This is a genomic window from Micromonospora sagamiensis (genome assembly GCF_014680085.1).
In the GTDB taxonomy this organism is placed as follows: domain Bacteria; phylum Actinomycetota; class Actinomycetes; order Mycobacteriales; family Micromonosporaceae; genus Micromonospora; species Micromonospora inyonensis.
On sequence record NZ_AP023438.1, the window covers coordinates 2,849,944 to 2,863,702 of the forward strand.

Annotated in this window: 11 protein-coding genes and 2 tRNA genes; 9 read left to right on the forward strand and 4 right to left on the reverse strand. The window is 70.3% G+C overall.

Annotated elements, in window-relative coordinates; genetic code table 11:
• Nucleotides 1-170 precede the first annotated feature (170 nt).
• The 8 genes from fxlM (IGA62_RS12295) to IGA62_RS12330 all read left to right on the forward strand — a co-directional run bounded on the left by fxlM (IGA62_RS12295) (nucleotide 171) and on the right by IGA62_RS12330 (nucleotide 9,363).
• Nucleotides 171-1,406 carry a methyltransferase, FxLD system gene (gene fxlM, locus IGA62_RS12295; RefSeq protein WP_145821540.1) on the forward strand — a complete coding sequence of 412 codons (1,236 nt, stop codon included), beginning with the start codon at nucleotides 171-173 and terminating at the stop codon, nucleotides 1,404-1,406.
• A gap of 14 nt (nucleotides 1,407-1,420) precedes the next feature.
• Nucleotides 1,421-1,561 carry an FxLD family lanthipeptide gene (locus IGA62_RS12300; protein ID WP_145821538.1) on the forward strand — a complete coding sequence of 47 codons (141 nt, stop codon included), beginning with the start codon at nucleotides 1,421-1,423 and terminating at the stop codon, nucleotides 1,559-1,561.
• A gap of 64 nt (nucleotides 1,562-1,625) precedes the next feature.
• Nucleotides 1,626-4,364 (forward strand): lantibiotic dehydratase, encoded by a 2,739-nt coding sequence (locus IGA62_RS12305; protein WP_145821536.1) that lies wholly within the window; start codon nucleotides 1,626-1,628, stop codon nucleotides 4,362-4,364.
• The gene (locus IGA62_RS12310) at nucleotides 4,361-5,437 is read left to right on the forward strand and encodes a lanthionine synthetase C family protein (RefSeq protein ID WP_145821534.1); all 1,077 of its coding nucleotides are present in this window, start codon (nucleotides 4,361-4,363) and stop codon (nucleotides 5,435-5,437) included. Before IGA62_RS12305 ends, IGA62_RS12310 begins: the two co-directional genes overlap by 4 nt.
• 14 nt (nucleotides 5,438-5,451) lie before the next feature.
• Nucleotides 5,452-6,225: a thiopeptide-type bacteriocin biosynthesis protein gene (locus IGA62_RS12315; RefSeq protein ID WP_145822267.1), complete on the forward strand. Its 774-nt coding sequence runs from the start codon at nucleotides 5,452-5,454 to the stop codon at nucleotides 6,223-6,225.
• Entirely contained in the window at nucleotides 6,222-7,778 is a 1,557-nt protein-coding gene (locus IGA62_RS30075) for a helix-turn-helix domain-containing protein (RefSeq protein WP_232624989.1), read from the forward strand. The genes IGA62_RS12315 and IGA62_RS30075 overlap by 4 nt, the downstream gene beginning before the upstream one ends.
• Before the next feature lie 42 nt (nucleotides 7,779-7,820).
• Nucleotides 7,821-8,912 carry an asparaginase gene (locus IGA62_RS12325; RefSeq protein ID WP_280526192.1) on the forward strand — a complete coding sequence of 364 codons (1,092 nt, stop codon included), beginning with the start codon at nucleotides 7,821-7,823 and terminating at the stop codon, nucleotides 8,910-8,912.
• Nucleotides 8,905-9,363, forward strand: a complete 459-nt coding sequence (locus IGA62_RS12330; protein ID WP_145821532.1) for a PPC domain-containing DNA-binding protein — start codon at nucleotides 8,905-8,907, stop codon at nucleotides 9,361-9,363. The genes IGA62_RS12325 and IGA62_RS12330 overlap by 8 nt, the downstream gene beginning before the upstream one ends.
• Nucleotides 9,364-9,466: 103 nt before the next feature.
• On the opposite strand, the gene fxlM (IGA62_RS12335) is transcribed toward IGA62_RS12330, so the two are convergent.
• The 3 genes from fxlM (IGA62_RS12335) to IGA62_RS12345 all read right to left on the reverse strand — a co-directional run bounded on the left by fxlM (IGA62_RS12335) (nucleotide 9,467) and on the right by IGA62_RS12345 (nucleotide 11,526).
• Complete coding sequence (fxlM, locus tag IGA62_RS12335; RefSeq protein WP_198501228.1) at nucleotides 9,467-10,642, reverse strand: methyltransferase, FxLD system; 1,176 nt, start codon at nucleotides 10,640-10,642, stop codon at nucleotides 9,467-9,469.
• Nucleotides 10,643-11,327: 685 nt separating this feature from the next.
• Nucleotides 11,328-11,400, reverse strand: a tRNA-Arg gene (locus IGA62_RS12340).
• A 35-nt stretch (nucleotides 11,401-11,435) separates the two neighbouring features.
• Nucleotides 11,436-11,526: transfer RNA gene (locus IGA62_RS12345), tRNA-Ser, on the reverse strand.
• A gap of 503 nt (nucleotides 11,527-12,029) precedes the next feature.
• On the opposite strand from IGA62_RS12345, the gene IGA62_RS12350 reads away from it, so the two are divergent.
• Complete coding sequence (locus IGA62_RS12350) at nucleotides 12,030-12,944, forward strand: hypothetical protein (protein WP_145821528.1); 915 nt, start codon at nucleotides 12,030-12,032, stop codon at nucleotides 12,942-12,944.
• On the opposite strand, the gene IGA62_RS12355 is transcribed toward IGA62_RS12350, so the two are convergent.
• Nucleotides 12,905-13,675, reverse strand: a complete 771-nt coding sequence (locus tag IGA62_RS12355) for a CPBP family intramembrane glutamic endopeptidase (protein ID WP_145821526.1) — start codon at nucleotides 13,673-13,675, stop codon at nucleotides 12,905-12,907. The genes IGA62_RS12350 and IGA62_RS12355 overlap by 40 nt on opposite strands.
• Nucleotides 13,676-13,759 lie beyond the last annotated feature (84 nt).

Here is a 13,759-nt window from a genome sequence, read left to right on the forward strand (position 1 = left end):
GGCACCGGTTCGGCGGTCCAGACCTCGCCCTGGGCATCTGGTCCCGCAATGGTGGATCCGCTCGCGGGCTGGTGTAAGTGCGTCGTCTGCGACGTCCAGCCTGAGAGGACAACGAAAAGAGCAGGTCGTTCGGACGGGGCGGCCTTGGCGGACAGGAGAGTGGCGTCTATATGAGTGTCGACACGATGAGCAGTCACGGTCTTCGTGACGCGATGGTCGACCAGCTGGTCGCTGATCATGCGGCGAAGGGGCTGATCATGCGGCCCGAGGTGGAGGCCGCCCTGCGGACTGTTCCCCGGGATCTCTTCACGCCAGGTGTCTCATCGCAGGAGGCGTACCGCGACGCCCCTGTCGTCACCAAGCGGCACGGTGACGAGACCGTCAGTTCGGTGTCGGCTCCGTGGCTGATCGCGGAGATGCTCGGTCAGGCAGCCGACGCTCTCGACGGCGGCATGCGAGGCCGGCAGGTGCTGGAGATCGGGTCGGGCGGTTACAACGCGTCGCTGCTGCGTGAGCTGGTGGGGCCATCGGGTGCGGTCACGACCGTGGACATCGACCCGGACGTGACCGACCGGGCTGTAAAGTGCCTTGCGGCGGCGGGCTATGACGATGTCACCGTCGTGTGCGCTGACGCCGAGCAGCCGATCGACCCGGGTCGCCGCTACGACCTGATCATCGTGACGGCTGGGGCTTGGGACGTTCCCCTGGCGTGGACGTCCCAGCTCACCGAGGACGGCGTGCTGGTGGTGCCGCTGCGGACGTTCGGGATGACGCGGTCGTGGGCGCTACGCCGCGTGGGTGACCGGCTGGTCAGTCACAGTCAGCGGCTGTGTGGGTTCGTGGCGATGCAAGGTGCCGGAGCACACGAGATGCGGTATATCGACATCGTTGACGGGGTTCACCTGCGGCTGGACGAGGGCCAGCAGGTCGACCCGGTGGCCGTCAGTGGGCTGCTGTCACAGCCGCGGGAGCAGACGTGGGCCGGGGTGAGTCTGTCGCCTCGTACCGTTCTGGCCGACCTGGACCTGTGGCTGGCGGTTCGCCTCACCGCCGAGGCGGACCAGTTCGTGGTGCTCTCGGCGCAGCAGGAGGCCGTCGACGCCGACATCGTCGCCCCAGCCTGGCGCTTCGGTACGCCCGCAGCCCTGCACGCAGGCATGTTCTCCTACCGGTCGGCGCTGCGCTGGACCGACGACATGTTCGACCTGGGCGCATGCGCTCACGGCCCCCACGCCACCGCAGCGGCTGGGCGCCTCGTCGAGCACATGCGCGCATGGGTGGACGCTGGTCAGCCCTCCCCGGTGCTGCACGTCCTGCCCGCACGTACCCCCGACGGCGACCTGCCGGCCGGGACGGTGCTGGACAAGCGGCACAGCCGCATCGTCCTCACCTTCACCTCCGCATAAGAAGGGAAACGCGAGTGGAAACCACCGAACTCGAGGAGTTCGACCTGGACATCACCCTGGTGGACGCCGGACCCGCCGCGAGCGGGTACGCCACCAACACCGACGACGGCTGCGGCTCGGGCAACACCGGCTCGAACGCCTGCACCGGCAAGTAACCGACCCCCACGCTTTCCGGGCCCGGCGTTAGCAACGCCGGGCCCGCAGTCCAGGTGGTGCATCGTGTTCCCCACGGCTGGTGCGGCGCTGATCCGAGTCGCCGCCTACCCGAGCGGCCTGCCCCTTCCTCCCTGGCCCGACCTGACATCCGCTGGACCCGAGCAGTGGCAGGAGTGGCTGAGCCAAGCCTGGGCGCTGCCGGGGTTCGCGGCGGCCGTCGCCTCCGCCACACCGCAGCTGGCCGAGCAGATCACGCGAGCCGTGACCGGCGAGTCGATCCCGCAGCACCGGCTCCGACGCCTGGTCGAGTCGGCGGTCCGGTACCTGCTGCGGTGGACCACACGCGCGACCCCGTTCGGGACCTTCGCCGGCGTAGCGCCGGTCGAGTTCGGCGCTCGCGCGACAGTCCGATGGGGCGAGGCGCACCACGAGGTGACCCGGCCTGACGGGCAGTTCATCGCCGAGCACACCGCGCGAGCCGAGCAGGACCTGGGCCTACTCCGTGACGTCGCCGTGGTGACGAACTCGCTGGGATACCAACGCGGCGAGGTGTGGGTGCTGCCCTGCGCCCACGCCGCCGACGACCGCCAGTGGGACGTCGAGATCCGACTGACCAAGACGGTTCAGGCGGCGATACGGGCAGCGAGCTCCCCGGTCGGGTTCGCCGATCTCGCCGCGAGAATCAGCCGGCTGGTGCCCTCTGGCGCGGACACGGCCGAGCGGCTGCTGGCCTCGCTGGTACAGGCGGGTGTACTGCTGTCGGCGCTGCGGCCGGCGATGACCGTCACCGACCCGGCCACGTACCTGGCCCGTCACGTCGCGCTGCCCGACCCTGGTGATCAGGTCGCGGTCGATCTGCGTGTCGACGCCTCGGTGACGCTGCCCCCGGCGGTGCTCCGCGAGGCGGGTCATGCCGCGTCGACGCTGGTGGCGGTGGCACCACCCCCGCCGGGATGGGCGGAATACCACAGCGCGTTCATCGAGCGGTGGGGTCCGGGTGCGGCAGTGCCATTGCGCGACGTGCTGAACGTCCTGGGCTTCCCCGCCGGATACCGGGGTTCGACCCGGCGCGTGCCTGCGGTGTTCACCGCTCGCGACCGGCTGCTCTCGCAGCTTGCCCAGCAGTCGGCGTTGAACGGCTGCGCGGAGGTGATCCTCGACGACGAACTGATCGGCCGCCTTCGGGAGGACGACGACCGGCCGCCGATCCCGCACACCGAACTGCGGTTCACCCTCGCCGCCGCGACCCCGCAGGACCTGGACCGAGGCGCGTTCACCTTGACGGTGGTCAGCGGATCCCGCCACGCCGGTGTTGCCGCCGGCCGGTTCCTCCACCTGCTCACTGGCACGGAACTGGCATCGTTCCAGCGGGTCTACCAGAACCTGCCGACCGCCCTGCCCGACGCACACACGGTGCAGCTGTCCGGCCCACCGCTGGACGCTCGCCTGGCCTCAGTCGCCCGCACCCCTGAACTGCTGCCCATCCTGCCTGTCGGGGACTTCCACCCCGACCCGCCCTGGACGGTCGCGGACCTCGCGGTGACCGGCGACGGCCAGCGGCTCCGGTTGGTATCGCGGACCACCGGACGGCCGGTCGAGCCGCTGCTGTTCAACAGCGTGCTGCTACCCGGCCTGCAGCAGCCGCTGATGCGATTCCTGACCGAGATCTGGACGGCGTTTACGGCTCCGTGCAGCAGATTCGACTGGGGGCACGCCCGTAGTCTGCCGTTCCTGCCACGCGTCCGGCGCGGACGCAGCGTCCTGCATCCCGCCCGCTGGATCATCGACCGGTCGGCCCTCCCGGCCACGGCGCCCTGGCCCCAGTGGCGCGACGCCTGGCAGCGCTACCGTGACCACCACCGACTCCCGGGAGAGGTCCTGGTCGGAGACGACGACGTGCAGTTGCGTCTGGATCTGGACGACAACACCCACCTGGCAGTGCTGCGCACCCACCTCGGTCGGCACGCCCGCACCGTCGTCACCGAGGCCCCCGGACCGGCCGGCTGGATCGGCGGCCGGCCCGCCGAACTCCTGATCACCCTCGCCCACAGCTCACCAGCCAGGACGTGCCGACCAGTCCGTGCCGCGACTACGGAGCGGCACCGGCCCGGACAGTCCCTGTGGTTGGAAACCAGGCTGTACGGCCGGCAGGACGACATCCTCACCAACCTCGCCCGCCAAGCCACCAACGTCCTACCCGAGGGCTGGTGGTTCCTGCGATACCCCGAACCCGAATCCCACCTGCGGCTCCGCATCCCCCTCCAGGAGGAAGGGCAGTTCGCCGACATCGCCAGGGACCTCGCCCAGTGGGCACAGCACCTGGAGCACGGCGGTGTCCTGCACGACTACACCCTGCACACCTACCGGCCCGAAACCCGCCACGGCACCGGATTGGCCCTCGCCGCCGCCGAAGCAGTGTTCGCCGCTGACTCCCGCGCCACCCTGCAGCGGCTGAGCGGCGACCGGCAAGCTGCCACCGCCGCCGGAATGATCGCCATCGCCGACGCTTTCACCGGCGACGGGCTGCGCTGGCTCGCCGAACGGGTCCCCCACCGCAGCGGTCCCCGCCTGAACCCCGCCCAGCTCGACCTCGCCCGCACCCCCTACCGCGACGACGGTCTAGCTACGGCGCTGGCCACCTACCGAACTATGGCCCACACCGACGGCCTCGACCTCAACCAGGTGCTGGGCGACCTGCTGCACCTGCACCACGCCCGCATGATCGGCGTCGACACCGCCTCCGAACGGCACTGCCTACGCCTGGCCCGAGCCATCGCCCGCACCAGCCAGGCAACGACATGAACACCGGTCAGTCCCTCGCCGAAGGGGCGGCCGGCGTCGCCCTCCTGCACCTGGAAACCGGCAACTGGCCCGCCGCGTACGCGGCGCTGCGGGACGCCACCGCCAACGGCGTCAGCATCGCCGCAGGCGCCAGCCTCTTCTACGGCGCCCCCGCGCTCGCCTTCGTCCTCGCCACGACCAACCAACCAGGCCTCGCCGGCGCACGAGCGGTCGCCGCGTCCGGAACCGCCACCGTGACACGCCGCCGGCTGCACGCAGCTCATCGCCGCATCGACTCCCGCCAACAACCGCACTACGCCGAGTACGACCTCATCCGCGGCCTGACCGGCCTCGGTGTCGCCCTGCGCCGCCTCGGCGACCACGACCTGCTCCGCCAGGTACTGGACTACCTGGTCCGGCTCACCGAACCCATCAACGGCCTCCCCGGCTGGTGGTGCGCCAACGGACCCGACCGCAACCAGCCGCCACCACCCGGAGGCCACGCCAACCACGGCCTCGCCCACGGCATCACCGGCCCACTCGCACTACTCGCCCTCACCCTGCGCGACGGCATCACCGTCGCCGGCCACACCGAGGCGATGACCCGCATCTGCCAATGGCTGGACACCTGGCAGCAACACACCGCCGGCACCACTTGGTGGCCGCAAACCCTCACCCTCGCCGACCTGCACCACGGCACACCAGCACAGCAGCAGCCGCTGCGCCCTTCCTGGTGCTACGGGACCCCCGGAATCGCCCGCGCCCAGCAGCTCGCCGCCCTCGCCCTGCACGACACCACCCGCCAGCACCTCGTCGAAGCCGCGTTCACCACCTGCGTCAACAGCCCAGCACAGATTCGCCTCCTCACCGACCGCAGCCTCTGCCACGGCACCGCCGGGCTCCTCGCCACCGGCCGCCGCATCGCCGCCGACGCCCTCTCACCGATACCCCTCACCCCACTGACACGCCTCCACCAACACACCACCCCCGCCGACGACGAACCCACCGGACTTCTTGACGGCACCGCAGGCTGCGACCTCGTCGCAGCCGCGACCACAACCACCTCGTGGGACGCCTGCCTCCTGCTCAGCTGACGAAAGGCACCCCGTTGAAAGAAACCCCCTGGGAACAGATCACCATCGCCTACCCCGGCCAGACCCGCCAAGAACGCGAACAGCAAGCAATCCCCCACCTCGGCCGGGTTCTACCCGCCGCCGAGACCGCTGGCCTCATCACCTCCTGGTGGTTCATGCGCAAAGGACCCTGGCGCATCCGCTACCTACCCGCCACGGCGCATGACGGCCCCGACCCGGTTCGCCGCCTGCTTATCGAGACGGTCACCTGGACCAGCGACATCTACGAACCAGAGATCCACGCCTTCGGCGGCCCCGACGCGATGGACGCCGCACACACCCTGTTCCACCACGACAGCCGCCACCTGCTCACCTACCTCCACGGCCACCCGACGGACCGGCGAGAACGCTCACTCATCCTGTGCACCGCACTCATGCGCGCCGCAGGACTGGACCGCAACGAACAAGGCGACGTATGGGCACGAGTCGCCAAACACCGCGCCGAGCACCTCACCTGGCCACCTGCCCCCGACCCCAGCACGTGGGCAGCTTTCACCGGCAAGGTCCGCCACCTGCAACTCGGCACAGCCCGCACCACCGACGACTGGCAGACCGCGTTCGAGAACGCCGGCACAGCCCTCCAAGGCCTACGCGAAACCGGCAAGCTAACACGTGGACTACGCGCCGTCATCGCAGAACACGTGATCTTCCACTGGAACCGGATCGGGATCCCCGCCACCACGCAAGCCACACTCGCTCAAGCGGCCAACGAAGCCATCTTCGGCAGCGCGGAGGAGCCACGAGCATGATCGATCCGCAACAGCTCCAAGAGACGAAGCAGGCGCTCGGCAAACGACTCCGCGACCTGCGGAAAGCCCGTGGTCTTCGGCAGAAGGACGTTGCGGAGCAGGTCTTCAGCACCCGCAGCACGGTGGCGAACGTCGAGGCCGGCAGGCAGGTGGTCGACCGAATCTTCTGGCAGCAGTGCGACGCTCTGTTGAAGGCGGGTGGCCAGCTGACCAGCGGTTACGACGCCTACCGCCAGCTGGAGCAGCAGCACCACGCGGAGCGGGACGAGGCCGCGCGGCGAGCCCGATGGGGCGCGGCCGCAGAAATCGCGCCTGCCCGCGACGACCCAGGCTCGGGCCTCGTGGCGCTTCGCCAGCGGCTTTCGTCGAAGGGTCGACCGGATCAGGATCCCTCGCTGGCGACGGTATCCCTCCTTGAGCAGGCTGCGGGCGGAGCTGGGCAGGGCCTGACGCTGACCGCGCCCGGTGGGCAGTACTTTCCCGGGGCGGCCATCGATGTGGAGGTGTATCCGGCCGTAGACGACGGAAGGATCCTCGCCACGATCCCCCGGGCCGATGCTGGCTGGCAGTGGCAGCGTTCCCTGCAGCGTCGCCTCGTCGGCGGGCGGGTCAGCAGCCCCACCGGCGACGGCCTGTTCGCGCTGGACTCCCGGCAAGCATCGCGGCGCCTGGTTGATATCGGCGAAGACGCCCGTCTGCTCATCCCCCGCGTCTACCGGCTCGACGCGATCACCGCGGCGGTGCTGTGGGCCGTGGCGAACCTCGACCAGTCACTGCTGCTCGACGACGCCCAGCTGGAAGCGTCGCGGGCCGCCGCCGCGCAGTACAGTCGCCTGACCCGGTCCGCCGTGAGCGGCGACATCGCGCAGGACCTGGACACCGTGTCGCGGATGTGGCTCGGCTCCGCATTCTGCGCCGACCACATCAGCCGCCACTCGGCCGAGCTCACCGAGGTACCCACCTACTGGACGCGCGAACAGCACGGCGAGGAGGCCAGCACCTGGCTGCTGTTCGGGCACAAGCTGCGCTACCTGGAGGAGACCGCCGGACGGCTCGCGAACAGCGCCCAGCACGCGACGAGAATGTTCTGCGTCCCCCCGGCCGCCGTCTCGACATCGACGGAGCCGGAACGGATCCTCCTGCTGCTGGCGGTCGCGTTGATGGAGTCCTTCGGCATCAACGTCGCGGTCACCGACGAGCCGGATTACAGCTCACTTCCCGGCCTGGTCCTGACCCAGCGGCGCGCGATCGTGGCGAGCTGGATCCGGGCGGACGGCGTCTGGCACGTCGACGTCACCGACCAGCGCTCCACGCTGGCCGAGTACCGCGACGCCGTCGGGCACGTGCGGACCCACTCCGTGATCGCCGCCGACACCGCCTGCCGCCGCCTGCAGGCCTTCGCCGACTACCTCCACCTCGACTGGGCCTGGCTTCGCACCCGCTGCGCCGAGCTCGGAGAGTACGGCCTGGCCGGAATCGCCCAGCCCCGTAGCCGCCTGCTCTCCCTCGACGGCGTCGACCGCGCGTGCCGCTTCGTCGCCTCCCTGCCGTAATAGGCTCCCCGCACCACCAGCGAAACGCCGGAAGGATCCTCCGTGTCCTCGACCTCGACAACGTCCGCGCCACGGGTGGTGGTGTTCGGCCTCGGTGGCACCATCGCCATGAGCAGCACGGACGGCGGTGCCGTTACTCCGGCCCTGTCCGCCCAGCAGCTCGTCGACGCCGTACCCGGGCTGGCCGCCACCGGGATCGAGATCGAGGTAACGGACTTCCGCCGCCGCCCCGGCGCGTCGCTCACCTTCGCCGACCTCACCGAACTCGCCACCGCCGCCACCCAGGTACTGGCGGACGGCGCGGCCGGCGTCGTGGTCACCCAGGGAACCGACACGATCGAAGAGACCGCCTACCTGCTCGACCTGCTCCACCACCGGCCCGAACCGATCGTCGTCACCGGCGCGATGCGCAACCCCACCCTCGCCGGCGCCGACGGGCCCGCCAACATCCTCGCCGCCATCCGCACCGCCGCCGCCCCAGCCGCCCGCGGGCAAGGCTGCCTCGTCGTTCTCGCCGACGAGATCCACGCCGCCCGCTGGGTAACCAAGACCCACTCGACCAGCGGCGCCACCTTCCGCTCCCTCGACACCGGCCCACTCGGCTACGTCCTCGAAGGCACAGCGCGGATGCTGACCCGGCTGCCGCACCGGCTGACCATCCCGGTCCCAAGCTCAGCCGAGCAGGCCAAGACCACCGTCGGCCTCTACACCGTCACCCTCGACGACGACCTCGCCCTCCTCGATGCCATCGGTGCCCGCGTCGACGGCCTCGTGATCGCCGGCTTCGGCGTCGGCCACGTCCCTGAACCACTCGCCGACACTCTCACCACCCTCGCTGGCCGGATCCCGGTCGTCCTCGCCTCCCGCACCCCAGCCGGACCAACCCTCACCCGCACCTACGGCTTCCCCGGCTCCGAGCAGGACCTCATCAGCCGCGGCCTCATCCCCGCCGGCTGGCTCCACCCCCACAAAGCCCGCATCCTGCTACGGACCCTCCTCGCCGCCGAAGCGAAACCCCAGGACATCGCTGCGGCGGTCACCACCGCAGGCGGGACCACCGAGCCCGCCGCCTGGCCCTGGCCCACACCCACTACCAGCAACGACCAGTCAGAGACGAGCACGACGGATGCGTAGCCACGACCTCACCCCCGGACGCATGATCGGCGTCGTCTTCGACCACGGCGACGACTTCTACACCGCCCTCACCGACGCCTGCCGCACTCACGGCATCAAACAGGGCTACATCCCCATGTTCATCGCCGGCCTGTCCACCGCGAAGATCGTCGGCACCTGCCAACGCCTCGACAACCCCGAAGCCCCCGTCTGGTCACACGTCGACCTCACCAACATCGAAGCCCTCGGCGGCGGCACCATCGCCTGGGACGAAACGACCCAGACGATCAAACCCCACATCCACATCACCGTCGGCCTGAAGGAACACAGCGCCACCGCACACACCAGCCACCTGCTCGACGCCACCGTGCAGTTCCTCACCGAGATGCTCATCATCGAGATCACCTCACCGCATATGCACCGGCTACCGAACCCCGACCTCTACGACGTGCCACAACTACGCTTCGGTTAGCGGACGGTTCTCCACCGGCAGAAAGCTGGAACGCCGCGCGACGAGGCCTGCCGTCGCGGTGTTCAGAGAGCATCCGGCGGCCCGGCTGGGACGCCGGTGGCTGTCAGCGCCAGGACACCGCGACGGCGCCGTGGCGCTTTGGCACGGACCAGCCGTCCGGCACGCCTGCGCTGGTGGGCAGGTACTCGATCCGCGCGGCCCCGCGACGGCGGAAGTCGGCCGCCCAGCGGCGCAACAGCCCGACATACCTGTCAGCGACCGCCTCGGCCTGCGGGCCGTAGGCGTAGACACCGCTCTCCCATCCGCCGAGGCCCTCGTTCTCGCGTTTCGTCCGATAGGCGAAACTGCCGCCCTCGACCACGGCGGCCGTGCCGTGGGTCACCGCCGGGCTGAACACACCCTGGTCCACCAACTGCTGGCTCGCGTACAGGAACGGAACGTGGGACGCGCTGGTCACCACGAACAACTCCAGCTCGTCGGGCATGTCGAACGCCGCCCCGGACCACCGCTCGATCCTCGGTGCATGGACCGCCTTACGCAGGGCCGGCACGTCGAAGCCCGGATCCGGCCCGTCCATGCGCAGCGTCGCCTCGCCGTTGACCGGCACCAGCGTCTCGGAGTACGTGCCCGCGCCCTGCATCGGCACGAACCCGCCAAGGCAGTAGCTGTGACTGACGAGGCGCCCTCCGGCCAGGTCGAAGGCGACGCAGCGGGACAGGCCGGCAAACCGCAGTGGCACCACGATCCGGCCGTGTTCGGAGAGCTGGGCGATCCAAGCCGGTGGGATGTCCCACGCTCCGACCGTGACGATGATCCGGTCGTACGGTGCCTGCTCCGGTACACCGTATTCGGCGTCGGCCTGCACGACCCGCACCCGGTCGTAGCCGGCGGTCTGCAAGCAGGCGCGGGCCCGAGCGACGATCTCCGGGTCGATGTCCACCGACGTCACCGCACCCTGCGGACCGACCAGCTCCGCGATCAGCGCCGCGTTGTACCCACCCGAACCGATCTCCAGAACCCGCATCCCCGGCTCGATCTCGGCCTGCTCCAGCATCACCGCCTGGATGTGCGCCGCCGACACCGAGCTGAGCGCCGTACCGTCCGGACCGGTCTTCGTCACCAACGGGGTGTTCGAGTCGTACACCACATCCAGAGACTCGCCAGGGGCGAACAGGTGACGCGGTACGACCGAGAACGCGGCAGCCACCGCCTCCGACCTGATCGTGTCCTCGCTCAGCTCCGCCACCATCGCCGTCCGCAGCGCCATGGGATCTCGCACAGCGCTGCCACTTACGGTAGTCATGTGATCACATCCTGACCATGTGGTTGGTTGCCGCCGCCAGCCAAAGTCGACCTGCAGGCGGGTTCGGGAGAGGTTGCGGAGCGGCCGCCGTCGCACCGGCCATCAACCTCCGCCGCCCCGAACCGGTCCGGCATCCGCGATGCCAGGAACCAGTAGACGCAACCAGACGCATGTCGAACACCCTCGACACCGATTTTCGACATGACCCCATCAGGTCCCTCGAAGGTCTCAACCAACAGGCCTCTGAACGGTGGTGCGCTGGCTGACTGGAATCGCTGCGATCGGTTAAGGTCGGGTCGCCGCACGTCAACCGTCGCCTTCCAGGAGAGGCGCCACGGGACTGACCGTGCGGAGGAGGGCTACTGGCCGCCACGGCAACTCCGGCTTCCGCCACCGAAAACACCGGCAAGTCAGGCAACGGAACGGCAAGTGATCGCCTGGTCGCAGGTCCAGACCATCGGACGGCTGCACGCGTCATGATCGAGCATCAGGAGGTAGACGACCATCCAAGACCTGGACAGGGCCGGACCTGAACCGGACAGCACGGACGCAGGGGATGCTCGTCGCACGAGCACCCACCGAGCACCCAAACGTCCACAAGGGACGGAAAAGCGAAGGGGCTTGATCCGCGTTTCCGCAGGTCAGGCCCCTTGTGATCTTGCGCGCCCGAAGGGACTCGAACCCCTAACCTTCTGATCCGTAGTCAGATGCTCTATCCGTTGAGCTACGGGCGCTGGTGCTCGGCCAGTCTACACACCCGGCCTTCGCGCGGAGACTCCGGGATTCGAACCCGGGAGGGGCTTTAAGACCCCAACCGCATTAGCAGTGCGGCGCCATAGACCAGACTAGGCGAAGTCTCCCCGGTGGCCCAGCAGACCACCGCCGCCCGAGAATACAGCCCCGCCCCGGCAGGGAGCAAAGCGACTTCCCCCTCCCGCCGCGTCGACCTTCCATCCCTCGCCGCTGACCAGCGTTTTCACGCTGCGCGCCGCTGCCATCGGGACTACGCTTCGTCGATATGCAGGAGCAGCCGCCGAGCGATCCGCCTCGCCGCGAGCCACGTGCAGCGACACGTCGCGGCCGTTCTCCCCAACCGACCTTCACCGCGCCTCCCAGCCCGGCCGAGCCCCTCCCGGGGGCGGACCAGCCGGAGGAGCCACCCCGGGGGCGGTCACGGCGGAAGGCGGCAGCTCCCACGGTGCTGTTCCAGCCTCCGGACACGGGCGGTCCAGCCGTCGACCAGGAGACGACCACGCCTCCCCGCCGGGCGCCACGCCAGAAGGTCGTCGGGACTGGCCGGCGCGCGGGCGCGGTGCCGGAGCAGGCGGCACCCGCTCCCCCGGCCGAGCCCACTGAAGGTGACGTGAAACACACCGCAGGCGCTGCGGAGGAAGCCGTTGGCACTCCGCGAAAGACCGCCCCGAAGAAGGTCGCCGCCCGGAAGGCGCCCGCGAAGCAGACCACCAGCCCGCGGCGGAACACGAAAAAGGCGGAGGCCGCCGAGGAGACGGCAGCCGAGGAGACGGCACCGGAGCCGGCGGACCGGGCCGCCACGGCAGAGGCGAAGCCGGAGCCACCGGCTTCCGACGTGTCCGGCACACCGTCGACCGGCCGTACCGTCGATCTGGAGCGGATTCTGGCGCATCCGGCCTTCGCCCCGGAGCTGCTGGCCCTGGCGGCGGTGGAGCGGATCGGGCCGCAGGCCGCCGCCTGGGCGGCCGCGCTGCGTGAGGCGTACCCGAAGATCGGTTCTGCGGGCCTGGCCCGGCTCGCCACCCGGCGGTTCGTCCGCACGGCGGGGTGGGGTGGGGCGACCGCCGCGGTGGCCGGTCTCTTCGCTCCCCTGGCCGAGCTGGCGGCGGTGCTCTGGACGCAGTCCGGCCTGGTGCTGCACCTGGCGGCGGCGCACGGCCGCGATCCGGTCGACCCGGAGCGGGCGGTCGAACTGCTGGTGCTGACCCGGGTCCACCCGGACGCGGAGAGCGCCCGGACGGCTCTCGCCGCCGCTCGCGCGCAGACCGGCGACGGCGAGCCGCCGTGGGGTCGGGTGGCCGAAGCCGCGTGGCGGCTGGCCGCTCCGCTCACCGCACAGGCGGCCGGCTGGTTGGCGCTGCGGCTGGCGTCGCGGCTACTGCCCGGCGCGGCGGTGCTCGCCACGGCGGCCGGGAACTCGGCTGCCGTCGAGCGGCTGGCCGCCCGGGCGGTCACGGCCTACCGCCAGCCGGGGTTCCGCTGGCCTCAGAGCCAGTCGAACCACTCCCTGGGCAGCAGGGAGTAGCCGACGAACGCCACGACGTCGAGCAGCGTGTGCGCCACGACCAGCGGCATCACGCGGCGGGTCCGCAGGAAGAAGAGGCTGAAGATCACGCCCATCACCGCGTTCCCGACGAACGCACCGAAGCCCTGGTAGAGGTGGTAGGAACCGCGGATCAGCGCACTGGTGGCGATCACCGCGCCGAGCCGCCACTGGAGCTGCCGTAACCGGGTGGTCAGGTAGCCGACCACGATCACCTCCTCCAGCACGGCGTTCTGCACGGCGGCGAGGATCAGCACCGGCACCGTCCACCACAGCTCGGGCAGCGCCGCCGGCACGAGCGTGGCGTTGAGCCCGAGCTGCGCGGCGGCCCAGAACAGCGCCAGGCCGGGCAGGCCGATCAGCGCCGCCAGGCCGGCGCCTCGGGCCACGTCGAGGCCGGGTTGTCGGGCGTCGAGACCGAGGGTCCGTCCGGCGTCGCCCGGCTCCCGGTTGAGCAGGTGTACGGCGAGCAGCACCGGAACCAGCGCGAAGACGATGCCGAGCACCTGGTACGTCAGGTCCAGGTACGGCCGGGGTGACGCGGAGGTGTTCAGCGCGGCGGTCTGCCGGGACAGTCCCCCCTCGGCGGTCAGCTTGGCGGTCAGGGAGACCATCGCGTAGACCGCGGACTGCCCGAGCGACAGCCCGAGCACCAGCAGCGTCTCGGTGCCGAGGACCCGGTGGGACACCGGGCGGGTGAGCTCAACCGTCACCGCACCACTGTGCCCGATCACCGCCCCGGCCGGCACCGCTGCCGCAGGTCGTACCGACCAGCGCGAATCGATCGCACATTCTGT